The sequence below is a fragment of the Enterobacter sp. SM3 genome, assembly GCF_009811935.2.
GTDB classification, from domain to species: Bacteria; Pseudomonadota; Gammaproteobacteria; order Enterobacterales; family Enterobacteriaceae; genus Enterobacter; species Enterobacter asburiae_D.
In genome coordinates this window covers 3,247,688-3,269,643 of sequence record NZ_CP099971.1, presented here as the reverse complement: position 1 = coordinate 3,269,643, position 21,956 = coordinate 3,247,688, and the positions used below count along the sequence as shown (strand labels likewise).

19 protein-coding genes are annotated in these 21,956 nt (G+C 56.4%); 10 read left to right on the top strand and 9 right to left on the bottom strand.

The features are described from left to right. Positions 1 to 2: 2 nt before the first annotated feature. The 4 genes from mepS to GVO84_RS15300 form a co-directional block, all read right to left on the bottom strand. Complete coding sequence (gene mepS, locus GVO84_RS15315) at positions 3 to 572, bottom strand: bifunctional murein DD-endopeptidase/murein LD-carboxypeptidase (protein ID WP_008500946.1); 570 nt, start codon at positions 570 to 572, stop codon at positions 3 to 5. Positions 573 to 987: 415 nt separating this feature from the next. Next, positions 988 to 1,701: a phosphatase PAP2 family protein gene (locus GVO84_RS15310; protein WP_201283071.1), complete on the bottom strand. Its 714-nt coding sequence runs from the start codon at positions 1,699 to 1,701 to the stop codon at positions 988 to 990. Between the two features lie 33 nt (positions 1,702 to 1,734). After that, the gene (locus GVO84_RS15305) at positions 1,735 to 2,721 is read right to left on the bottom strand and encodes a CobW family GTP-binding protein (protein ID WP_159514579.1); all 987 of its coding nucleotides are present in this window, start codon (positions 2,719 to 2,721) and stop codon (positions 1,735 to 1,737) included. Between the two features lie 124 nt (positions 2,722 to 2,845). Then, positions 2,846 to 4,312, bottom strand: a complete 1,467-nt coding sequence (locus GVO84_RS15300; RefSeq protein WP_159514578.1) for a mannitol dehydrogenase family protein — start codon at positions 4,310 to 4,312, stop codon at positions 2,846 to 2,848. A 205-nt stretch (positions 4,313 to 4,517) separates the two neighbouring features. Here GVO84_RS15300 and uxuA point away from each other — a divergent pair, with 205 nt between their 5' ends. After that, entirely contained in the window at positions 4,518 to 5,708 is a 1,191-nt protein-coding gene (gene uxuA, locus GVO84_RS15295; protein WP_159514577.1) for a mannonate dehydratase, read from the top strand. 116 nt (positions 5,709 to 5,824) lie between these two features. On the opposite strand, the gene yeiP is transcribed toward uxuA, so the two are convergent. Beyond that, the gene (gene yeiP, locus GVO84_RS15290) at positions 5,825 to 6,397 is read right to left on the bottom strand and encodes an elongation factor P-like protein YeiP (RefSeq protein WP_008500940.1); all 573 of its coding nucleotides are present in this window, start codon (positions 6,395 to 6,397) and stop codon (positions 5,825 to 5,827) included. A 164-nt stretch (positions 6,398 to 6,561) separates the two neighbouring features. Here yeiP and GVO84_RS15285 point away from each other — a divergent pair, with 164 nt between their 5' ends. Continuing rightward, complete coding sequence (locus GVO84_RS15285; RefSeq protein ID WP_063143815.1) at positions 6,562 to 6,816, top strand: YkgJ family cysteine cluster protein; 255 nt, start codon at positions 6,562 to 6,564, stop codon at positions 6,814 to 6,816. Here GVO84_RS15285 and setB read toward each other — a convergent pair. Continuing rightward, on the bottom strand, positions 6,813 to 7,994 hold the full coding sequence (gene setB / locus GVO84_RS15280; RefSeq protein ID WP_032658989.1) for a sugar efflux transporter SetB: 1,182 nt from the start codon (positions 7,992 to 7,994) through the stop codon (positions 6,813 to 6,815). The two genes, GVO84_RS15285 and setB, sit on opposite strands and share 4 nt — an antisense overlap. 361 nt (positions 7,995 to 8,355) lie before the next feature. Here setB and fruB point away from each other — a divergent pair, with 361 nt between their 5' ends. From fruB to fruA, 3 genes are read left to right on the top strand one after another with little or no spacing between them, the layout of a single operon-like run. Next, a complete protein-coding gene (gene fruB / locus GVO84_RS15275; RefSeq protein WP_023336356.1) occupies positions 8,356 to 9,486 on the top strand; it encodes a fused PTS fructose transporter subunit IIA/HPr protein in 1,131 nt (376 codons plus the stop codon). Continuing rightward, the gene (gene fruK / locus GVO84_RS15270) at positions 9,486 to 10,424 is read left to right on the top strand and encodes a 1-phosphofructokinase (protein WP_008500936.1); all 939 of its coding nucleotides are present in this window, start codon (positions 9,486 to 9,488) and stop codon (positions 10,422 to 10,424) included. Before fruB ends, fruK begins: the two co-directional genes overlap by 1 nt. Positions 10,425 to 10,440: 16 nt before the next feature. Then, a complete protein-coding gene (fruA, locus tag GVO84_RS15265) occupies positions 10,441 to 12,132 on the top strand; it encodes a PTS fructose transporter subunit IIBC (protein ID WP_159514576.1) in 1,692 nt (563 codons plus the stop codon). A gap of 47 nt (positions 12,133 to 12,179) precedes the next feature. Here fruA and nfo read toward each other — a convergent pair whose 3' ends face one another. After that, a complete protein-coding gene (nfo, locus tag GVO84_RS15260; protein WP_024908173.1) occupies positions 12,180 to 13,037 on the bottom strand; it encodes a deoxyribonuclease IV in 858 nt (285 codons plus the stop codon). Positions 13,038 to 13,101: 64 nt separating this feature from the next. Next, positions 13,102 to 14,148 (bottom strand): YeiH family protein, encoded by a 1,047-nt coding sequence (locus tag GVO84_RS15255; RefSeq protein ID WP_033146035.1) that lies wholly within the window; start codon positions 14,146 to 14,148, stop codon positions 13,102 to 13,104. Between the two features lie 97 nt (positions 14,149 to 14,245). Here GVO84_RS15255 and yieE point away from each other — a divergent pair, with 97 nt between their 5' ends. The 3 genes from yieE (at position 14,246) to cirA (ending at position 18,957) form a co-directional block, all read left to right on the top strand. Further along, positions 14,246 to 15,112: a DNA-binding transcriptional regulator YeiE gene (gene yieE, locus GVO84_RS15250; protein WP_023312476.1), complete on the top strand. Its 867-nt coding sequence runs from the start codon at positions 14,246 to 14,248 to the stop codon at positions 15,110 to 15,112. 180 nt (positions 15,113 to 15,292) lie between these two features. Further along, the gene (locus tag GVO84_RS15245) at positions 15,293 to 16,762 is read left to right on the top strand and encodes an amino acid permease (protein WP_159514575.1); all 1,470 of its coding nucleotides are present in this window, start codon (positions 15,293 to 15,295) and stop codon (positions 16,760 to 16,762) included. A 224-nt stretch (positions 16,763 to 16,986) separates the two neighbouring features. Beyond that, a complete protein-coding gene (gene cirA / locus GVO84_RS15240; protein WP_159514574.1) occupies positions 16,987 to 18,957 on the top strand; it encodes a catecholate siderophore receptor CirA in 1,971 nt (656 codons plus the stop codon). 104 nt (positions 18,958 to 19,061) lie between these two features. Here the strand turns inward: cirA and fghA are convergent, their stop codons facing one another. Continuing rightward, positions 19,062 to 19,889 (bottom strand): S-formylglutathione hydrolase, encoded by an 828-nt coding sequence (gene fghA, locus GVO84_RS15235; RefSeq protein ID WP_159514573.1) that lies wholly within the window; start codon positions 19,887 to 19,889, stop codon positions 19,062 to 19,064. A gap of 138 nt (positions 19,890 to 20,027) precedes the next feature. Between fghA and GVO84_RS15230 the strand changes: the two genes are divergently transcribed. Further along, entirely contained in the window at positions 20,028 to 21,176 is a 1,149-nt protein-coding gene (locus GVO84_RS15230; protein WP_121425318.1) for a YbfB/YjiJ family MFS transporter, read from the top strand. A gap of 102 nt (positions 21,177 to 21,278) precedes the next feature. Next, positions 21,279 to 21,947, top strand: coding sequence for a GTP cyclohydrolase I FolE (gene folE / locus GVO84_RS15225; RefSeq protein ID WP_008500927.1), 669 nt, complete (start codon positions 21,279 to 21,281; stop codon positions 21,945 to 21,947). Positions 21,948 to 21,956: the final 9 nt, after the last annotated feature.

The following is a 21,956-nucleotide window of genomic DNA, read 5'->3' as shown; positions in this document are numbered from 1 at the left end:
TATCAACTGCGGGTCAGTACGCGGCGCGCTTCGTTGTAACGCTTCTTCCAGTATGGTTCATTCATGCTGGAAATGGTTACACCGCTGCTGGTGGAGGCATGTACAAACTGGTCATTACCAATGTAGATGCCAACATGTCGACCTGTAGAACCGGCACGGAACAGGACTAAATCACCGGTGCGCAGTTTGGTACGTGAAATCGACTTGCCCATCTCCTGCTGTTCATAAGTTGAACGCGGAAGATCTAACCCAAATTGCTCACGGAATGTACGCTGTACAAAACCGGAACAATCAATACCTGTTTTTGTGCTGCCGCCAAGACGATAGCGCACGCCTTTCCAGTCAGCATACTGGTCCATAATGCGGGACTTCACGTCCAGATTACGTACCATATTTTCAAATTCATCCTGAGAGGCTTGCAGTGACGAGGAATCTTCCATTCCCACAACACGCGTCTCAGGATGCATATTCTTTGCGGTGTTCGATGTACTACATGCAGATAACAGTACCGCGACTGCTATCGCCGGGATCCCCCGTAAGATATATCTCAGAAACGGTTGAGATTTGACCATTTTGTTTATTATCCCTTGAAGTCCTTAACGACAAATATCGTTATAAAAATGCCAAACGTGACGAGACTAATTATCTGTTCACATTGAGACAATTCTTTCTGGTCACATTTGTGGCGCAGCGCACAAAATTATTCACCAGCGAAATAATTATCTCTATGGGGCAAAACGAGTTCGAGATTAACCGATTGCCAGGGGTATTGCGAGTAAAAAAAGCCTTTTTTTTATAAGAAAATGTGATACAGAAAGTAAAAACATAGAATTGCTCAAAATAGCGACGGATCCGCTTCGCCAGTATGCAATTGCTTCATTTTTATCATGAATATGATGACGAGAATATGACAGAGGGGAAAGATCGCGGCGAGAACGCTATCAGGGATCATGTCGATCCCTGATAGCCCACGTTAATTTAGGTTAGTTATTTGTTTAATTGTTGTTGCGCTTTACCGGGAAGATAGCGATCGAACAGCGCTATTATCCTGTCGCTCAGTGGGGTCATTAAACACCACGGCAGCGCAATCAGCGCCACGGAGAGCGAACCGACGGCAATATCGGTGAACCAGTGAGCGCCAATCATTACGCGCGGGGAGGCAAAAACCACAAAAATAATCAGGGCTATGGCAAAGGCTTTTTTGCCGAAATAGCGAAGCATGATTGCGGAAAAAATAAGCAGCATCATGCCATGATCGCCGGGGAAACTGTCCTTCGACGCATCTTTTGTTGGAATATGCAGCAGTTCGCTGACGCGATAAATATCGGTGAAGAAGAGCGTTGGGCTTGAACGCTTAACCGGAATAATCGCGGTTGCCAGCTGGTTAATGACAACGGCAAACAGCAGCATCACCAGACCGATAATGAGAATCCGCCGACGCCCGGCTTTATCCTCTTTCAGCCAGAAAGAGAGCATCAGGCAGCCCATAGCCAGCAGCGAGAAGCCGTCAAAGGCGCGGTTGTTGGTAATGGCCACCAGCCACAGGAACGCGTTGCTCTTCACCAGCTCCTGGTTGAAGAAGTGAAAAATGGCAGAATCCAGCGGGAACCAGAAACCGTGATCCGCCGGGATATACCAGGAGAAGAAAAGCGCCAGACCGGCGACATTAAGCAGTAATATCAGGGGAAATCGAGTTGTCATAACGTTCTGCATAGAGTGAAAACTGGGGCAACGTTAGCCGCCCGAACTTAAACGAATCCTCAACAGGCTGGACTGGAGGGCATTCCAGTCGGCGTTAACCGCACTAATTAACTCTATTCGGCTGTCAGGCGGCGCCACATTTTGCGTTTCAATAAAGAAATCCTCGCCCTGACGGTTGATTCGCACCAGCCCGTCCGGCGTGCGCATGATCCCTTTCACGCGATCGACGGGAGCCAGACGGGCCCACTCCAGGATCCCGATGGTGTCGAAAACGGTTTCAGCATCAAAAATCCACCCGCAGGCCTGATATCCCTGACCGCTGTTCAGGTTACGACGCCAGCGCTGGTGTTCTGGCAGACTAAGGGCAGCTAAACCCTGTTTCACCGGATGGCTATGCGCATGTTCCGCACTGGCCGGAAGTTCAGCCAGGTTCAGACGAGGAAGGTCAAGCAGGGCGCTGTCAATATTCCCCTGGGTGGTCTCCACCCGCGTGCGATTGCCGCCGAAATGTTGCCACCACGCGTCCAGCGCGGCCTGGCTTTCAGCCGTGGCGCGATCTGCTTTATTCGCGACAATAACGTCAGCCGAGGCGAGTTGATCGCGGAAGTTCTCATTGGCCACCGCCTTGTCATCCAGAAGCTGACGCGGATCGAGCAGGCACAGGGTGGCGCGCAGATCGATCCACGGCTCGTAAACCGGGGCGGTCAGTAAATCGAGGATCTGCTTCGGGTGACCCAGCCCGGTGGGTTCGATCAGCAGGCGGTCAGGTTTGCCCTGACGCAGCAGGGTATTGAGCCCGACCTGCATCGGCAGGCCATTGACGCAGCACATGCATCCGCCGGGGATCTCTTTAATCATCGCGCCGCTGGATGACAGCAACGCGCCGTCAATGCCCACCTCGCCAAATTCATTGACCAGCACGGCCCATTTCTCGGCCGGATCTTTATTTGCCAGCAGGTGGAGAATTGAGGTGGTTTTACCGCTGCCGAGAAAACCGGTGATGAGGTTGGTTTTGGTCACGTGCGCTCCAGATGAGAATGGTGATGCTATAACACTGTTCTCTCTATCCTGGCGAAAAACGTGACCTGTGAGAAGGGGAAGGGCGAACGGAGGCCGCATCCGTTCGCGTTAAGCGCAATAATCGTTAAACATTTAACGTTTCGATAACAGCCTGACGCGCGCCGTGGCGGGTGATGCGCTGGTATGCCTGATTGACTGCCTCTACAAACACGCTGTTTTGCGCGAGATCGTGACCAAAGACCTCGCTCAGCCCCAGCAGGGCGTTAACGCGGTCGGCGTCCCTGCTGGCATCGACCATCGTGCGAATTTTATCGCTGAGGGGATCGCGAACATCAATCGCGTTGCCACGGTCGTCGGTACCGCTGACGTAGCGTATCCAGCCGGCCACGCCCAGGGCCAGCAGCGGCCACGGTGTTTTTCGCTCAAGATGAACGCGGATCCCGTCCAGCATTCTTTGCGGAAGCTTCTGGCTACCGTCCATTGCGATTTGCCAGGTCCGATGCTGAAGTGCCGGGTTGGCAAAGCGCTCCAGCAGGCTATCGGCGTAGGCGGTGAGGTCGACATCCTTAATGCGTAATGTGGGCGCCTGTTCGTCCAGCATCAGCCGACGGGCGGCAGCATGGAATGCAGCGTCCTCCATACATTCATTAATATGGGCGTAGCCCGCGAGATACCCCAGGTACGCCAGGAAAGAGTGGCTGCCGTTGAGCATGCGCAGCTTCATCTGCTCCCACGGCAGAACGTCCTGCACCATCTGAACGCCCGCGACTTCCCACTCCGGACGGCCGGCGACAAAATTATCTTCCACCACCCACTGAATAAACGGTTCACAGCTGATGGCGCACGGATCTTCAACGCCGAGCGCGTCGGTGATTTCCGCCAGTGAGGCGTCCGTCGCGGCGGGAACAATTCTGTCGACCATCGTCCCCGGGAAGCTCACGTGGCTATCTATCCATTCAGACAGCGCCGCGGAACGCTTTTGAGCCATGCCCAGCACCGCGTTTTTCACCACGTGCCCGTTATCAGGGATATTGTCGCAGGAGAGCACGGTAAACGCAGGCAAGCCGCGCTCGCGGCGGCGGTGGAGCGCTTCGACCAGGATCCCGGGAGCGGAATGTGGCTCTGAGGGGTTTTCAAGGTCATGGATTATCCGGGCGTTGTGCAGATCGAGTTTCCCGGTCGCGGGATCGATGCAATAGCCTTTCTCCGTGATGGTGAGCGACACAATAGCGACCTGCGGCTCGCAAAATTTCTCAATAATGGCGGGCAGAGAGTCCAGCTTTGCGTTCAGGCATTCATGAACGGCGCCGACGATAATCGCCTCATTGCCTTCTGCACCTTTCTCCAGCACGGTGAACAGGTGATCCTGCGCGCGCAGCTGGCTCATCAGCACGTCGCCGCTGAAGAGGCTAATCTCACAAATACCCCAGTCGCCGCCTTTTTCATTCAGCACCCGATTTGTTAACAATGCCTGGTGCGCACGGTGAAACGCGCCAAAGCCAAAATGGACGATGCGGGAGCGTAATTGCGCGCGATCGTAGCGAGGTTGCTGAACCTGGGCAGGAAGGGCGGTGGAGGCAATTGTCTTCATGAGATACACACCTGATTAACCATTAATTAACAATGCCAGTGTAAAGTTATATGACAGCAAATAAAATTGGTGAGCCGTAAATATCCCCGTTCTGTGAGTTTGATCAATCAATGTGTGGCGGTATGTTGACCCTTAGCGGCAAACATGTATGGTAGTCGTCATTGCGGTAACACATATTGGTATAACAACTTAAGAGGGTGAGGCAATGGAACAAACCTGGCGTTGGTATGGGCCGAACGATCCGGTTTCTCTTGATGATGTGCGCCAGGCTGGCGCAACGGGTGTCGTCACGGCGCTGCATCATATTCCTAACGGTCAGGTATGGCCGGTTGAAGAAATTCAACAACGTCAGGCGCTGCTGGCGGAGAAGGGGTTAACCTGGTCTGTGGTGGAAAGCATTCCGGTTCACGAAGACATCAAAACCCATTCAGGGGAGTACCAGACCTGGATTGCTAACTATCAACAGAGCATTCGCAACCTGGCGACCTGCGGCATTGATACGGTCTGCTATAACTTTATGCCCATCCTCGACTGGACGCGTACCGACCTTGAATACCAGATGCCGGACGGCTCGAAAGCGCTGCGTTTCGACCAGATCGCCTTTGCGGCGTTTGAACTGCACATTCTGAAACGCCCAGGCGCCGAAGCGGATTACACCGCGGAAGAGCAGCAGCAGGCGCTCGCGTGGTTCAATGCAGCCAGTGACGCGGACATCGAAAAGCTGACCCGCAACATCATCGCGGGCCTGCCGGGGGCTGAAGAGGGGTATACCCTGGATCAGTTCCGCGCGCGCCTGGCGGAATACGGCAATATTGATAAGCACCAGCTGCGTGAAAACATGGCATATTTCCTGCACGCGATCGTGCCGGTTGCTGAAGAGGTAGGGGTACGCCTCGCCGTGCACCCGGACGATCCACCGCGTCCTATCCTCGGCCTGCCGCGTATCGTTTCCACCCTTGAAGATATGCAGTGGCTGAAAGAGACGGTAAACAGCATCTATAACGGTTTTACCATGTGTACCGGCTCCTACGGTGTGCGTGCGGATAACGACCTGGTGCGGATGATTGAAACCTTCGGCGATCGTATCCACTTCACGCATCTGCGCGCGACCTGCCGCGAAGAGAATCCAAAAACCTTCCACGAGGCGGCGCACCTGGGCGGCGATGTGAATATGGTGGCGGTGGTAGACGCCATTCTGGCGGAAGAGGCGCGTCGCAAGCAGGCGGGCGATGTGCGTCCTATTCCTTTCCGTCCGGATCACGGCCACCAGATGCTGGACGATCTGCGTAAGAAAACCAACCCGGGCTATTCGGCGATTGGTCGTCTTAAGGGGATGGCGGAAGTGCGCGGCGTTGAGCTGGCGCTGAAGATGACGAAATATCCCGAGCTTCTGTAACCGGAATTGCCGGGTGGCGGCTTCGCCTTACCCGGCCTACAAAAACACAAAAACCGGCTTCAGGGCCGGTTTTTCGTAGGCCCGGTAAGCGTAGCGCCACCGGGCAAACGCCGCAATCAGTCAGCGCGACCCATATAGCGTTTTTCTTCGATATGGATACGGATTTTCTCGCCAGCGGAGAGGTATTCCGGCACCTGCACAACCAGGCCGGTCGTCAGGGTAGCCGGTTTGTTGCGGGCACTTGCGGATGCGCCTTTGATACCTGGTGCGGTTTCAACAATTTCCAGATCGACAGTCTGAGGCAATTCCAGCGCCAGCAGCACGCCGTCCCAGGTCAGGACCTGCATGTCAGGCATGCCGCCTTCAGGGATGAACAGCAGCTCTTCTTCAATCTGATCTTTGGTGAAGATGTACGGGGTGTAATCTTCTTTATCCATGAACACGTATTCATTGCCGTCGATGTAGGAGAAATCAACGTAGCGACGGGTCAGGGTCACGGTATCGACGATATCGTCACCTTTAAAGCGCTCTTCCACCTTCAGGCCGGTACGCACGTCGGCGAAACGCATTTTGTACAGCGTTGCTGCACCACGGGCGCTCGGGGCCTGAATGTCGATATCTTTCACAATCAGCAGTTTGCCGTTGTAATTCAGCACCATACCTTTCTTAATTTCGTTCGCTCTTGGCATTGCAGTAATCCTGTTTACGGGAGGTAAAAAATATCGCGCCAAATTACTCGCGCTCGGCCTTTCAGGCAAGAGGAATTCGTGGCTTTTGCTATCAATACGCAAAAGGTGTTACTGTGCGCGCGATGCCCGACTGCGCGGGCGATCGTCAGCGAAAGAGAGCATTTATGGATTGTCGTCCCGATTGTGGCGCGTGCTGTACTGCACCGTCCATTTCAAGCCCCATTCCAGGAATGCCGGAGGGCAAGCCTGCCAATACCCGCTGCGTTCAGCTCTCGGAAACGAACCTGTGCATGATCTTTGGCTCACCGCTGCGCCCGAAAGTCTGCTCCGGGCTTCAGCCCGCTGCCGAAATGTGTGGCAGCACGCGAGGGCAGGCGATGACGTACCTTCTTGAGCTGGAAGCGCTCACCGCGCCCTAAACGTCTTTAATCCTCGCCAGGCAGCCGATCGTCAGGGTACACATCACCAGCGCAATCCAGAACACCGTGTGATAGTTCCAGATTTCGGCCACAACACCGGCCATTGAGCCCGCGATAATCCAGCCTACGCGGGTGGTATTAGTATAAAGGGTGGTGGCAGAGCCTGCCTGACCCGGCATCAGATCCTGGAAGTAGAGCATGCCTATCCCGGCGAGAATGCCAATATAGATGGCGTTCAGCAGCTGTAAAGCCAGCAACAGCCCCGGCGTATGTACCGTCAGCATACCGATATAGAACAGCAGACCGGCGATGGCGGCAATGCGCATTAAAAAACGCTTTCCGAAGCGCTTTGCGTAATAGCCCGCAATGAGCATCGTCGGGATCTCAAGCCCGGCCGCGGTGCCCATCATGATGCCCGCCAGCTTCTCCGACAGGTGCAGTTCATCAATAATAAACAGCGGCATATTGATGATATACAGGCTGTTGGTACCCCACATCAGCGTACAGATAACAAACAGGAGCAGGGCATCGCGGCGGTTGCGGCGCGGCGCTTCCAGCACGCCCGTTGTCACTTTCGGCTCTTTGCGCATGGACGGCAGGAAGAACCACACCAGCGCGCCGCACGCCACAAACGCGACGGCCGCACTCAGGTACATCACCGTAAAGCCAAAACCCATCGCCAGCGCGTAGGCCAGCGGCGGGCCAATCACCCACGCCAGCGACACCTGAGCGCGCAGGACCGAGCTGAACATCACCGCTTCACGTCCGGTATGGTCCGCGTGTTCGCGAGCAAGGGCGAACAGCTGAGGGTTCGCCGTTGAGCCAAAGCTGCTCAGGAATACCCCGACGAAGAGCAGAATGAAATAGTTGCGGTTCCAGGCAAACAGAACGCAGGCCATGACCCCCAGCAGACAGCAGAAAACGATCAGGCTTTTACGATCGCCTTTTCTGTCGGATCGCCCCGCCAGAAACTGGCTGACCAGGATGCCGATGATGGCGCTTCCGGTAAAAAAGAAGCCGACCATTGCCGGGCGGACGTGAACCTCGTTTGTCAGGAATAAGCTCAATGTCGGCGTCTGTAACGCACCGGCAATGCCCGTGAAGAAGGCAACAACCAGGAACGCCGCGGAGGTCAAATCAAAGGGCTTCGGCGAGACGGCCGCAGGGGTGTTATGCATGTTTTATAATTAGCGAGTAGCAGAGAGGGGCGGAGTTTACGCCGTCAGCTAAAAAATAAACAGTGGGTGCGGTCAATGATGCCACGAAAAATCAAAATGGCATTTCAACTTATCTCTCATCCGGCTGAACTTAGCTGAAACTGTCTTGCTGAACTTCAGCAAAATTCAGCTGAACGAAGAAGAAATGTGCTGTATCTCTAAATTCTGAGATCGGAAATACGAGTTTACTTGCAAGACATTGCAGAAAGCGCAAGACTTTTTGAAACGTTTCAGCGCTATCTTGTTTTAACAAACGGAGCAGGCTAGCGCATTTTTTCTCATTAAAGCTGAAACGATTCAAGTTCAGCAGGAGTGGAGAACCATGTTCCAGTTATCTGTTCAGGATATCCACCCGGGCGCTCAGGCCGGGGATAAAGAAGAGGCTATTCGCCAGGTTGCCGCTGCGCTCGTGCAGGCGGGTAACGTCGCGGACGGCTATGTAAACGGCATGCTGGCCCGCGAGCAGCAGACCTCAACCTTCCTCGGTAATGGCATTGCCATTCCGCACGGCACAACCGACACCCGCGATCAGGTGTTGAAAACCGGCGTTCAGGTTTATCAGTTCCCGCAGGGCGTGCTCTGGGGCGACGGTCAGGTAGCCTACGTGGCTATCGGTATCGCGGCCAGCAGCGATGAACACCTGGGCCTGCTGCGTCAGCTGACGCATGTCCTGAGCGATGACGATGTGGCTGAACAGCTTAAGTCCGCCACTACAGCTGAAGAGCTGCGCGCCCTGCTGATGGGCGAAAAACAGAGCGAAGCGCTGAAACTGGATAATGAAACGCTGACGCTGGATGTGGCTGCCTCCGATCTGGTGACGCTGCAGGCGCTGAACGCGGGTCGTCTGAAAGAAGCCGGCGCGGCGGATGCCACGTTTGTGACGCGCGTCATTAACGATAAGCCGTTGAATCTGGGTCAGGGTATCTGGCTGAACGACAGTGCTGAAGGCAACCTGCGCAGCGCTATCGCCGTGAGCCGCGCGGCCAATGCGTTTGACGTGGAAGGCGAGCGCGCGGCCATGCTGGTGACCGTGGCGATGAACGACGATCAGCCGGTTTCCGTGCTGAAGCGTCTGGGCGATCTGCTGCTGAACAACAAAGCTGAAAAACTGCTGAACGCTGATGCCTCCACCGTGCTGGCACTGCTGACCAGTGATGATGCGCCGACTGAAGACGTGCAGACCGCTGAGTTCGTGGTACGTAACGAGCACGGCCTGCATGCCCGTCCGGGCACCATGCTGGTGAATACCATTAAACAATTCGAGAGTGAGATCACCGTGGCGAATCTTGATGGCACGGGCAAACCGGCCAACGGCCGTAGTCTGATGAAAGTTGTCGCGCTGGGCGTGAAGAAAGGCCACCGTCTGCGTTTCACCGCGCAGGGTGCCGATGCTGAACAGGCGCTGAAAGCGATTGGCGATGCCATCGCGGCGGGTCTGGGGGAGGGCGCATAATGAGCAGACGTGTTGCGACTATTACGCTGAACCCGGCTTATGACCTGGTAGGATTTTGCCCGGAAATTGAGCGCGGCGAAGTCAACCTCGTGCGTACCACTGGCCTGCATGCTGCGGGTAAAGGGATTAACGTCGCGAAAGTGCTCAAGGATCTCGGTATCGACGTCACCGTGGGTGGATTCCTCGGTAAAGATAACCAGGATGGTTTCCAGCAGCTGTTCAGCGAGCTGGGTATTGCCAACCGTTTTCAGGTTGTTCAGGGCCGTACCCGCATCAACGTTAAGCTGACGGAGAAAGACGGTGAAGTGACCGATCTGAACTTCTCTGGCTTCGAAGTGACGCCGTCAGACTGGGAGCGTTTTGTTAACGACTCTCTGACCTGGCTTGGTCAGTTTGACATGGTCTGCGTCAGCGGCAGCCTGCCGTCCGGCGTCAGCCCGGAAGCGTTTACCGACTGGATGACGCGTCTGCGCAGCCAGTGCCCGTGCATCATTTTTGACAGCAGCCGCGACGCGCTGGTTGCCGGTCTGAAAGCCTCGCCGTGGCTGGTGAAGCCGAATCGCCGCGAGCTGGAGATCTGGGCGGGTCGTAAGCTGCCAGAATTAAAAGATGTGATTGACGCTGCCCATGCGTTGCGCGAGCAGGGTATCGCTCACGTGGTGATCTCTCTTGGTGCAGAAGGCGCGCTGTGGGTTAACGCGTCTGGCGAATGGATCGCCAAACCGCCGTCAATGGAAGTTGTCAGCACCGTTGGCGCAGGGGATTCCATGGTTGGCGGCCTGATTTATGGTCTGCTGATGCGTGAATCCAGTGAACATACTTTACGTCTTGCCACCGCCGTTGCTGCCCTGGCCGTAAGCCAGAGCAATGTCGGCATTACCGATCGTACCCAGTTAGCCGCGATGATGGCGCGCGTTGACTTAAAACCTTTTAACTAACAGCAGGAGAGGAATAATGAAAACGCTGCTGATCATTGACTCCGGTCTCGGACAGGCCCGCGCCTATATGGCGAAGACCTTGCTGGGCGCGGCGGCACAAAAAGCACATCTGGACATTATCGATAATCCAGGCGATGCAGAACTGGCCATTGTACTGGGCGACAAAATCCCGGCTGACAGTGCGCTGAACGGCAAAAAAGTGTGGCTGGGCGATATTAATCGCGCGGTGGCACATCCGGAACTGTTCCTGAGCGAAGCGAAAGGTCACGCGTCTGTCTACAGCGCGCCTGTCGCAACGGCACCGGCTGCGGCTGCGGCTGCGGGTCCGAAACGCGTTGTCGCGGTGACGGCCTGTCCGACAGGCGTGGCGCACACCTTTATGGCAGCTGAAGCCATTGAAACCGAAGCGAAAAAACGCGGCTGGTGGGTTAAAGTTGAAACGCGTGGCTCCGTCGGTGCCGGCAACGCTATCACCCCAGAAGAAGTGGCGGAAGCCGATCTGGTGATCGTGGCGGCGGATATCGAAGTGGACCTGGCGAAATTTGCCGGTAAGCCCATGTACCGTACGTCTACCGGCCTGGCGCTGAAAAAGACCGCGCAGGAGTTTGATAAAGCGCTGGTGGAGGCGAAGCCGTATCAGGCAACCGGCGCGCGTCAAACCGCGACGGAAGGTAAGAAAGAGTCTGCAGGCGCCTATCGCCATCTGTTGACCGGTGTGTCATACATGCTGCCAATGGTGGTTGCGGGTGGTCTGTGTATTGCCCTCTCGTTCGCATTTGGTATTACCGCGTTTAAAGAGCAAGGCACGCTGGCCGCTGCGTTAATGCAGATTGGCGGCGGATCCGCGTTCGCACTGATGGTCCCCGTTCTGGCAGGCTTTATTGCCTTCTCCATCGCTGACCGTCCTGGCCTGACGCCGGGCCTTATCGGCGGTATGCTGGCCGTGAGCACCGGTTCTGGCTTTATCGGCGGTATTATCGCGGGCTTCCTGGCCGGTTACGTCGCGAAGCTCATCAGCTCGAAGCTCAAGCTGCCGCAGAGTATGGAAGCGCTGAAGCCGATTCTGATCATCCCGCTGATTTCCAGCCTGGTGGTTGGTCTGGCGATGATTTACCTGATTGGTAAGCCGGTTGCGGGCATCCTGGCGGGTCTGACCCACTGGCTGCAAACCATGGGTACCGCGAACGCGGTTCTGCTGGGTGCAATCCTCGGTGGCATGATGTGTACCGACATGGGTGGTCCGGTGAACAAAGCGGCGTACGCCTTTGGTGTTGGCCTGCTGAGTACCCAGACCTACGCCCCGATGGCAGCCATCATGGCGGCAGGCATGGTGCCTCCTCTGGCGCTCGGCCTGGCGACGATTATTGCCCGTCGTAAGTTCGATAAAGCACAGCAGGAAGGCGGCAAAGCGGCGCTGGTTCTGGGCTTGTGCTTCATCACCGAAGGGGCGATTCCGTTCGCGGCTCGTGACCCAATGCGTGTACTGCCGTGCTGTATCGCGGGTGGCGCGGTAACGGGTGCAATCTCCATGGCGATTGGCGCGAAGCTGATGGCACCACACGGCGGTCTGTTTGTGCTGCTGATCCCTGGCGCCATCACCCCGGTCCTGGGCTATCTGCTGGCCATCGTTGCCGGTACACTGGTGGCGGGTCTCTCTTACGCGGTGCTGAAGCGTCCGGAAGCGGAAGTTGTGGCGAAAGCAGCGTAAGCGATAAACAACAAAAAAGCCGGGTTGCATTACGCACCCGGCTTTTTTTATGCCGCCTGTTCAGCGGTTTGCTGTGCCTTCAGCCAGGCAATCTCTTCTGCCCAGATGTCCGGATTAATGGTTTCCAGCACCATCGGAATACCGTCGAAGCGGGCATCCTGCATAATGAAGCGGAATGCATCGTGGCCGATGTTGCCTTCGCCCAGGCTGTGGTGGCGGTCAACGCGGCTGCCGAACGCACTTTTTGCATCGTTCAGGTGCATGCCGCGCAGGTACTTAAAGCCCACAATGCGCTCGAACTCATCAAACGTGTTTTTCGTTGCCTCGGTGGTGCGCAGGTCATAACCGGCGGCAAACGCGTGGCAGGTATCAATGCACACGCCAACGCGGGATTTATCCTCCACGCCGTCGATAATCGCCGCCAGATGTTCGAACCTAAAGCCGAGGTTGCTGCCCTGACCGGCGGTATTCTCAATCACCGCGGTGACGCCTTTGGTCTTGTCCAGCGTGATGTTGATGGATTCTGCAATGCGCGCCAGGCAGGCATCTTCATCGATTTGCATCAGATGGCTACCCGGATGGAAGTTCAGCAGCGTCAGCCCCAGCTGTTCGCAGCGCTGTACTTCATCAAGAAAAGCCTCGCGGGATTTTTCCAGCGCCTCTTCAACCGGGTGACCGAGGTTGATCAGGTAGCTGTCGTGGGGAAGGATTTGGCCGGGCCCGTAGTGGTACTTCTCACAGGCGGCCTTGAAATCATCAATCACCTCAGCGGTGAGCGCTGCGGCGCGCCACTGGCGCTGGTTTTTGGTGAACAGGGCGAAAGCGGTCGCCTCGATTTCGGCGGCGCGAATGGCGGCATTCGCAAGGCCACCTGCAGCGCTGACGTGCGCTCCAACATATTTCATAAAAAAACTCCTGCTAACCCGAAACGCTTATGATAGCGGGTTAGCAGGAGAAGGACGAGATGGTTTATGCCATCAGGCTATGGACCGCGAGGTTAATCGCACCGCCGCCGACAATCAGCCAGATGAAGAGCACCAGCGCCATCAGCAGCGGTTTGGCACCGGCTTTTTTCAGCGCGCTGACGTGTGTGGTGACTCCCAGCGCCGCCATGGCCATCGCCAGCAGCACGGTATCCAGCGTCACCAGCATATCCACCACGGCTTTCGGCAGCAGATGGAAGGAGTTGAAAATCGCCACCACGATAAACAGGATCGCAAACCACGGAATGGTGATTTTGCTTTTCTCGCTGCCGCCTGCCGGTGCCAGCTGCTTAACCCGCGCCGCGAGGAAAATCAGGAACGGTGCCAGCATCATCACGCGCAGCATTTTGGCAATCACCGCCGCGTTTTCAGCTTCCGGGTTAATGGCATGTCCTGCCGCCACCACCTGGGCCACTTCGTGCATGGTCGAACCTATATAGATGCCGTAGGTTTCCGGGCTAAACCAGTGCGCCACCAGCGGATACATTGCCGGGTAGAGGAAGATCGCCAGCGTACCGAAGATCACCACCGTCGCCACCGCCACGGTCACCTTGCTGGCTTCGGCTTTCACGACGGGCTCTGTTGCCAGCACCGCCGCCGCTCCGCAGATACTGCTCCCGGCACCGATCAGCCAGCTGGTTTGCTTATCCAGGCCAAAGACTTTCTGGCCGATAAAGCAGGCCAGCAAAAAGGTGCTGGTCAGGGTCAGGACGTCGATGGCAATTCCGCTCACGCCCACGTCCGCAATCTGCGAAAAAGTGAGACGGAAGCCGTAAAGGATGATCCCGAGACGCAGCAGGTGCTGTTTGGCAAAGATCACGCCGCCGTCGCAGGATTTCCAGATATGCGGGTAAACGGTATTTCCCACGACCATGCCCAGCAAAATGGCCAGCGTCAACGCGCTAAAACCTGCGCCTGCGATAGCCGGGATGCTGCCGCCCCATAATGCTACGGCGGTCACTGCTGCGCTAAGCGCGAGGCCCGGCACGAAGTGCCACACTGTACGATGATGTTGTAAGGTGATTTCTGACATAACCTTCTCCTTTGTCTGGCTAAAGGTTACGGCGCTCTGGCTTAAAAATAAAATTGATTATATACTTATAATCAATCTATATAAGTGGTAAGCAACCATGCACATTACATTGCGTCAGCTGGAAGTATTTGCCGAGGTGCTGAAAAGCGGCTCGACGACCCAGGCGTCACAAATGCTGGCGCTCTCGCAGTCTGCGGTCAGCGCGGCGTTGACCGATCTTGAAGGACAGCTGGGCGTGCAGCTTTTCGACAGGGTAGGGAAGCGTCTGGTGGTCAACGAGCACGGTCGTCTTCTTTATCCACGCGCGCTGGCGCTGCTGGAGCAGGCTATAGAAATCGAACAGCTGTTCCGCGAAGACAACGGCGCGATCCGCGTCTATGCCAGCAGCACCATTGGGAACTACATCCTGCCGGAAGTGATTGCCCGCTACCGCCGTGATTTTCCCACTCTGCCGCTGGAGATGAGCGTGGGCAATAGCCAGGACGTTATCAACGCGGTGATCGATTTCCGCGTGGATATCGGCCTCATCGAAGGGCCTTGCCATAACGTCGATATCATTGCCGAGCCCTGGCTGGAAGATGAGCTGGTGGTGTTTGCGTCCCCGGCCTCGTCGTTATTGCAGGGCGAGGTGACGCTGGAGCGCCTGGCGCAGGCGCAGTGGATCTTGCGCGAACAGGGCTCCGGCACGCGTGAAATTGTCGATTATCTGCTGCTTTCCCATCTGCCGCATTTCCAGTTAGGGATGGAGCTGGGTAACTCTGAGGCCATCAAGCACGCGGTGCGTCATGGCCTGGGGATTAGCTGTCTTTCCCGGCGCGTCATTGCCGAACAGCTTGAGACGGGGTCGCTGGTTGAAATCCCGGTTCCATTGCCGAAGCTGGTGCGCACGCTATGGTGCATCCATCACCGCCAGAAACATCTTTCCAGCTCTCTGCAGCGTTTTCTGCGCTACTGCGCCATTTAACGTTCCCCGGTGGCGCTTCGCTTACCGGGGCTACGCGCGCCTGTCACCCCACATTTTTATGCTTTACTTATAATCCTGGCCGAGTCATGAAGCTCTCTTATAACTGAGTATTTCTGCCGGAAGGAACGCGGATCGTCTGCTACAATCGCGCCTCATTTATTAAATGGACAGCATTTTCATATGGTTTCAGAAATTAAAACCACAGAAGCGCCCACGCTACGTCGTGAACTCAAGGCGCGTCACCTGACGATGATCGCCATTGGCGGCTCAATCGGAACAGGTCTTTTCGTTGCCTCTGGCGCAACGATTTCGGCAGCAGGCCCGGGTGGGGCACTCTTCTCTTATATCCTGATTGGCCTGATGGTGTATTTCCTGATGACCAGCCTCGGCGAACTGGCCGCGTACATGCCGGTATCCGGTTCGTTCTCAACCTACGGTCAGAAATACGTTGAAGAAGGCTTCGGCTTCGCGCTGGGCTGGAACTACTGGTACAACTGGGCGGTCACTATCGCCGTTGACCTTGTCGCCGCACAGCTGGTGATGAACTGGTGGTTCCCGGATACGCCGGGCTGGATCTGGAGCGCCCTGTTCCTGGCCGTCATCTTCCTGCTGAACTACATCTCCGTGCGCGGTTTCGGCGAAGCGGAATACTGGTTCTCTTTGATAAAAGTGGCAACCGTCATCATCTTTATCGTCGTCGGTGTGGCGATGATCGTTGGTATTTTCAAAGGCGCTGAACCTGCGGGCTGGAGTAACTGGACGATAGGCGATGCGCCGTTTGCAGGGGGACTGTCGGCGATGATTGGCGTGGCGATGATTGTCGGCTTCTCCTTCCAGGGGACCGAGCTGATTGGCATCGCCGCGGGTGAGTCAGAGAACCCGGAGAAGAATATTCCGCGCGCGGTTCGTCAGGTCTTCTGGCGTATCCTGCTGTTCTATGTGTTCGCGATCCTGATTATCAGCCTGATCATCCCGTACACCGATCCAAGCCTGCTGCGCAATGACGTAAAAGACATTAGCGTCAGTCCGTTCACGCTGGTCTTCCAGCACGCCGGCCTGCTTTCTGCCGCGGCAGTGATGAACGCCGTTATCCTGACCGCTGTGCTTTCAGCCGGTAACTCCGGGATGTACGCCTCTACCCGTATGCTCTACACGCTCGCATGCGACGGTAAAGCACCGCGTATCTTCGCGAAGCTGTCCCGTGGCGGCGTGCCGCGTAACGCGCTGTACGCCACCACGGTAATTGCTGGTCTGTGCTTCCTGACCTCCATGTTTGGCAACCAGACGGTGTACCTGTGGCTGCTTAACACGTCCGGGATGACGGGCTTTATTGCCTGGCTGGGGATTGCCATTAGCCACTACCGTTTCCGCCGCGGTTTCGTCAAGCAGGGTCACGATATTAACTTGCTGCCGTATCGCTCCGGCTTCTTCCCGCTGGGTCCCATTTTCGCCTTCATTCTGTGCCTGATCATTACGCTTGGACAGAACTATGAAGCGTTCCTGGCGGACACCATTGACTGGGGTGCCGTCACGGCGACCTACATTGGTATTCCGCTGTTCCTCGTCATCTGGTTTGGCTACAAGCTGACGAAAGGCACAAAATTCGTTCGCTACAGTGAAATGGAATTCCCGGAACGATTTAAACAATAACCGCACTTCCTCTCTTTTAACCCGCTCATTCGAGCGGGTTTTTTTATTCCCGCAGGCTGAAACAAAGATATATTTCTTAACAATTTAATTGATAATAATTATCGTTTGCTTTATCGTTATCAAAAATAAGCGTGTCACCGACCCACCGCAGACGTGGGCGGCAGGGAAGACGCTGTGAGCAATGATGATTTGATTTAGTTGTATTTACCTCATGGAGATATGGAATGTTTAGGTTGAATCCCTTCGTCAGGGGAGGACTTTGTGCGTCCGCAATGTCCCTGGCCCTGCCTGTTATCGCAGCGGAATCCGGCGACACAATGGTTGTAACGGCCTCCGCGACCGAGCAAAACCTGAAAGACGCACCGGCAAGCATCAGCGTGATTACCCAGGAAGATTTGCAGCGCAAGCCCGTTCAGAATCTGAAAGATGTGTTACGGGAGGTGCCGGGCGTTCAGCTCACGAGCGAAGGGGACAACCGTAAAGGGGTAAGTATTCGTGGACTGGACAGCAGCTATACGCTGATCCTGATCGACGGCAAGCGCGTTAACTCGCGTAACGCAGTATTCCGCCATAATGATTTCGACCTTAACTGGGTGCCGGTTGATGCCATCGAACGCATCGAAGTGGTGCGCGGACCGATGTCTTCTCTGTACGGTTCCGATGCGCTGGGCGGCGTGGTGAACATTATAACCAAAAAAATCGGCCAGAAATGGACGGGCACCCTGAGCGCCGACTCCACGGTTCAGGAACACCGCGACCGTGGAGACACGTATAACGGCCAGTTCTATACCAGCGGTCCGCTGGTGGACGGCCTGCTGGGGCTGAAAGCCTACGGTAGCCTCGCGAAGCGTGAGAAAGACGGTCAGCAGAAATCCTCTACCACGGCGAGCGGTGAAACGCCGCGCATTGAAGGCTTTACCAGCCGCGATGCGAATGTGGAGTTCGCCTGGACACCGTCTGAAAATCACGACTTTACGGCGGGCTACGGTTTCGACCGTCAGGATCGCGACTCGGATTCCCTCGACAAAAACCGCCTTGAGCGTCAGAACTACTCTCTCAGCCACAACGGTCGATGGGGCGTCGGCAACAGCGAGCTGAAGGTTTACGGCGAAAAGGTGGATAACAAAAACCCGGGCAACAGCAATCCGATCACCTCCGAGAGCAACGCGGTGGACGGAAAATACGTGCTGCCGCTGGGCGAAATCAATCAGCTGCTGACCTTCGGCGGCGAATGGCGTCACGATAAGCTGAAAGATCCGGTCAACCTGACGGGCGGTTCCAGCAGCAGTACGTCGACAAGCCAGTATGCCCTGTTCCTTGAGGACGAGTGGCGTATCTTTGAACCTCTGGCGCTGACCACCGGCATCCGTATGGACGACCATGATACCTACGGTGACCACTGGAGCCCGCGAGCCTATCTGGTCTACAACGCGACCGATACCGTAACGGTGAAAGGGGGCTGGGCTACCGCGTTTAAAGCGCCGTCGCTGCTGCAGCTGAGCCCGGACTGGGTTACCGGCTCGTGTCGTGGTGCCTGTGAGATTGTCGGTAACCCGGATCTGAAACCGGAAACCAGCGAGAGCTTCGAATTTGGTCTCTACTACAGCGGGGAAGAGGGCTGGTTAGAGGGCGTGCAGGCCAGCGTCACCACCTTCCAGAATAATGTGGATGACCGCATCAGCATCAGCCGTACGGCCAATGTAAACCAGGCGCAGGGCTACCCTAACTATGTCGGGCTGAATGCCGACGGCGAGCCGATTTTCCGCTACTACAACGTTAACAAGGCGCGCATCCGCGGGGTGGAGACCGAGCTGAAATTCCCGCTGGCGGACGACTGGAAGGTGACGCTGAACTATACCTATAACGACGGTCGTGATATCAGCAACGGCGGCAACAAGCCGCTGTCGGATCTGCCGTTCCACACCGCCAACGGTACCGTTGACTGGAAGGCGACGCAGGACTGGTCGTTCTATGTTCAGGGCAACTATACCGGTGAGAAACGCGCGCTGACCAGCAGTGAACCAACGCCGGGTGGCTACGTGATCTGGAATACCGGTGCGGCATGGCAGGTAACGAAAGCCGTTAAGCTGCGCGCGGGCGTGCAGAACCTGCTGGATAAAGATCTGAGCCGTGACGATTACAGCTACACGGAAGATGGCCGTCGCTACTTTGTCGGTGTGGATTATAAGTTCTGATGTAACCTTTATGCCGGGTGGCGGCTGCGCCTTACCCGGCCTACATAAGGGCACAGCCCCGTAGGCCCGGTAAGCGAAGCGCCACCGGGCAATAAAGGCCGCACTTACGCGAACAAATGCTCCGCATGGAAGCGGAGATGATCCTCAATAAAGGACCCGATAAAGTAATAGCTGTGGTCGTATCCCGGCTGAATGCGCAGCGTCAGCGGCCAGTCCTTCTGGCGTGCCGCTTCTGCCAGCACTGCAGGCTGCAGCTGTCCGGCGAGGAACTGATCCGCATCGCCCTGATCGATAAGCATCGGGATCGCATTTGCCGAGCTGCTGGCCAGCATTAGCGCACAGCTGTCCCATTCCTGCCAATTCGCTTCATCTTCACCCAGATAGTTCGTGAAGGCTTTCTGCCCCCACGGCACCTGCGTTGGGTTCACTATTGGCGCAAATGCCGACACGCTGACGTATTTTCCCGGATTTTTTAGCGCCATGATTAGCGCCCCGTGTCCACCCATGGAGTGTCCGCTGATGGCGCAGCGGTCGCTTACCGCAAACCCGGACTGAATCAGTGCGGGCAGCTCGTCGCGAATGTAATCATACATGCGGTAGTGGCGCGCCCAGGGCTGCTCGGTTGCATTCAGATAAAACCCGGCGCCTTTGCCCAGGTCGTATCCTGCATCGTCGGCCACATCATCGCCACGCGGGCTGGTGTCAGGCATCACCAGCGCAATGCCCAGCTCGGCGGCAAGTCGCTGCGCGCCTGATTTGGTGGTGAAGTTTTCGTCGTTGCAGGTCAGGCCTGACAGCCAGAACAGAACCGGCGGATTTTCCGTCGGCGGCAGGAAAATGCTGAACGTCATCGCACAGTTCAGGACGGTGGAGTCATGCCGCCAGCGCTGCTGTCGACCTTCAAAACAACGGTGCTCTTCGAGCAGTTCCATGCAGGGCTCCTTAATGAGAATGCGTATTCATAAAAACCATAATACAGCCTTTTCATTGACCTGTGAGTAACTTTCACTTTCGCCAGGCGGCGAGATGCTGCATCATAAATTTACTTTTCTTTAACAATTGGAGCCGTCATGGCGCTGCGTATTGCGCTCAGTGGGTTTGTCGTTCTGGTGGTGGCGATGGGGATAGGGCGCTTTGCCTTTACGCCTCAGGTGCCGCTCATGATTGCTGCCGGGCAGCTTACGCTGACCAGCGCGGGTCTGGTCGCGGCGATGAATTATCTGGGCTATCTGGTGGGCGCATGGGATGCCATGCGCGCGCACCGCTTTGTGGAAACGCGCCTCTGGCTTGGCATCACCGGCGCGGTTGCGCTGACGCTGCTCTCCGCGGTGGCGGATAACGCCGTCGTGCACGGCCTGCTGCGCTTCGTGATTGGCTGCATGAGCGGCTGGTCGATGGTACTCATTGCCGCCTGGACCAACGAACGGCTGGGGCAGCTGGGTAAACCGGGCCTGAGCGCTGCGGTGTTTGCCGGACCGGGGGCGGGCATTGCCCTGAGCGGGCTGCTCGCCGTCTATATCCAGGCAAAATCCCTTTCGGCCGGAGCGGCATGGCAAATCTACGGCGTGCTGGCGCTGGTACTCATTGCGCTGGTGGCGCGCTACCTTCCGCGATCCGGCCAGCTCCATCGCCCCGGCACCGCGCCGGAGCCGCTGGTGCTGACGGCGGATTTAAAGCGCCTGGTCTGGAGCTACAGCCTGGCCGGGTTTGGCTATATCCTCCCGGCGACCTTCCTGTCGCAAATGGCGGCGGTGCGTTTTCCCGGCAGCCTGTTTGCCCAGTTTGTCTGGCCCATTTTTGGTATCGCCGCCGTGGTGGGCATTGCGCTTAGTATTCTTTTACGCCATACCTCAACGGCTAACCGCAGGCTGGCTATCGTGCTGTGGTTACAGGGAGCTGGCGTGCTGGCGGCCTGGCTGCTGCCGGGGATTGGCGGTTTGCTGACGGGCGGGCTGCTGGTGGGTGGCGGCTTCTTGTGTGCCGTGCAGCTCTCTCTTTTATACGGTCGCGAGCTGGCGCCAAACCACACGCGCTATATGGCAGGACTGCTTACCACCGGGTATGCGATAGGGCAGTTGATTGGCCCGATGACCTCGGCGTTATCAACCTGGCTTACCCACCGGCTGGAGCCCGCGCTGGGGCTGGCGGGCGTTGCGCTGTTCGTCGGGGGAGCCCTGGTCTGGAATCGTCACGCTGAAAGGCAACAGCAATTGCAATAATTATCGTCGTGAATACTGGATTATGCGCGCCGCCTCACGCACAATGAGCGCATACTTTTGCCACAACGAGGGCAAAAGACGCCACACCTGCAGGAGAACAAAATGTCATCACTCAGTAAAGAAGCTGCCCTGGTCCACGAAGCCCTGGTTGCGCGCGGTCTTGAAACGCCACTGCGTCCGCCCGTACAGGATTTGGACAATGAAACCCGCAAGCGTCTGATTGCCGGTCATATGACCGATATCATGGAGCTGCTGAATCTCGATCTGAGTGACGACAGTCTGATGGAGACGCCGCACCGCATCGCGAAAATGTACGTCGACGAAATTTTCTCCGGGCTGGATTACGCCAACTTCCCGAAAATCACCGTCATTGAAAACAAGATGAAAGTGGATGAGATGGTGACGGTACGCGATATCACGCTGACCAGCACCTGCGAACACCATTTCGTGACCATCGACGGTAAAGCGACCGTGGCGTATATCCCAAAAGATACGGTGATTGGCCTGTCGAAGATCAACCGCATCGTGCAGTTCTTTGCTCAGCGTCCTCAGGTGCAGGAACGTCTGACGCAGCAGATCCTGACCGCGCTGCAAACGCTGCTGGGTACCAATAACGTGGCCGTCTCTATCGACGCGGTTCACTACTGCGTGAAGGCGCGCGGCGTGCGTGATGCAACCAGCGCGACAACAACAACCTCGCTGGGCGGCCTGTTTAAATCGAGCCAGAACACCCGCCAGGAGTTCCTGCGCGCGGTACGTCACCACAACTAAGTCTTACAG

What these genes read in the sequence shown, in the direction of transcription:
- mepS (WP_008500946.1), bottom strand. Translation starts at nt 572, where the DNA reads ATGGTCAAATCTCAACCGTTTCTGAGATATATCTTACGGGGGATCCCG.
- GVO84_RS15310 (WP_201283071.1), bottom strand. Translation starts at nt 1,701, where the DNA reads ATGACAACTCGATTTCCCCTGATATTACTGCTTAATGTCGCCGGTCTG.
- GVO84_RS15300 (WP_159514578.1), bottom strand. Translation starts at nt 4,312, where the DNA reads ATGAAGACAATTGCCTCCACCGCCCTTCCTGCCCAGGTTCAGCAACCT.
- uxuA (WP_159514577.1), top strand. Translation starts at nt 4,518, where the DNA reads ATGGAACAAACCTGGCGTTGGTATGGGCCGAACGATCCGGTTTCTCTT.
- yeiP (WP_008500940.1), bottom strand. Translation starts at nt 6,397, where the DNA reads ATGCCAAGAGCGAACGAAATTAAGAAAGGTATGGTGCTGAATTACAAC.
- GVO84_RS15285 (WP_063143815.1), top strand. Translation starts at nt 6,562, where the DNA reads ATGGATTGTCGTCCCGATTGTGGCGCGTGCTGTACTGCACCGTCCATT.
- setB (WP_032658989.1), bottom strand. Translation starts at nt 7,994, where the DNA reads ATGCATAACACCCCTGCGGCCGTCTCGCCGAAGCCCTTTGATTTGACC.
- fruB (WP_023336356.1), top strand. Translation starts at nt 8,356, where the DNA reads ATGTTCCAGTTATCTGTTCAGGATATCCACCCGGGCGCTCAGGCCGGG.
- fruK (WP_008500936.1), top strand. Translation starts at nt 9,486, where the DNA reads ATGAGCAGACGTGTTGCGACTATTACGCTGAACCCGGCTTATGACCTG.
- fruA (WP_159514576.1), top strand. Translation starts at nt 10,441, where the DNA reads ATGAAAACGCTGCTGATCATTGACTCCGGTCTCGGACAGGCCCGCGCC.
- nfo (WP_024908173.1), bottom strand. Translation starts at nt 13,037, where the DNA reads ATGAAATATGTTGGAGCGCACGTCAGCGCTGCAGGTGGCCTTGCGAAT.
- GVO84_RS15255 (WP_033146035.1), bottom strand. Translation starts at nt 14,148, where the DNA reads ATGTCAGAAATCACCTTACAACATCATCGTACAGTGTGGCACTTCGTG.
- yieE (WP_023312476.1), top strand. Translation starts at nt 14,246, where the DNA reads ATGCACATTACATTGCGTCAGCTGGAAGTATTTGCCGAGGTGCTGAAA.
- GVO84_RS15245 (WP_159514575.1), top strand. Translation starts at nt 15,293, where the DNA reads ATGGTTTCAGAAATTAAAACCACAGAAGCGCCCACGCTACGTCGTGAA.
- cirA (WP_159514574.1), top strand. Translation starts at nt 16,987, where the DNA reads ATGTTTAGGTTGAATCCCTTCGTCAGGGGAGGACTTTGTGCGTCCGCA.
- fghA (WP_159514573.1), bottom strand. Translation starts at nt 19,889, where the DNA reads ATGGAACTGCTCGAAGAGCACCGTTGTTTTGAAGGTCGACAGCAGCGC.
- GVO84_RS15230 (WP_121425318.1), top strand. Translation starts at nt 20,028, where the DNA reads ATGGCGCTGCGTATTGCGCTCAGTGGGTTTGTCGTTCTGGTGGTGGCG.
- folE (WP_008500927.1), top strand. Translation starts at nt 21,279, where the DNA reads ATGTCATCACTCAGTAAAGAAGCTGCCCTGGTCCACGAAGCCCTGGTT.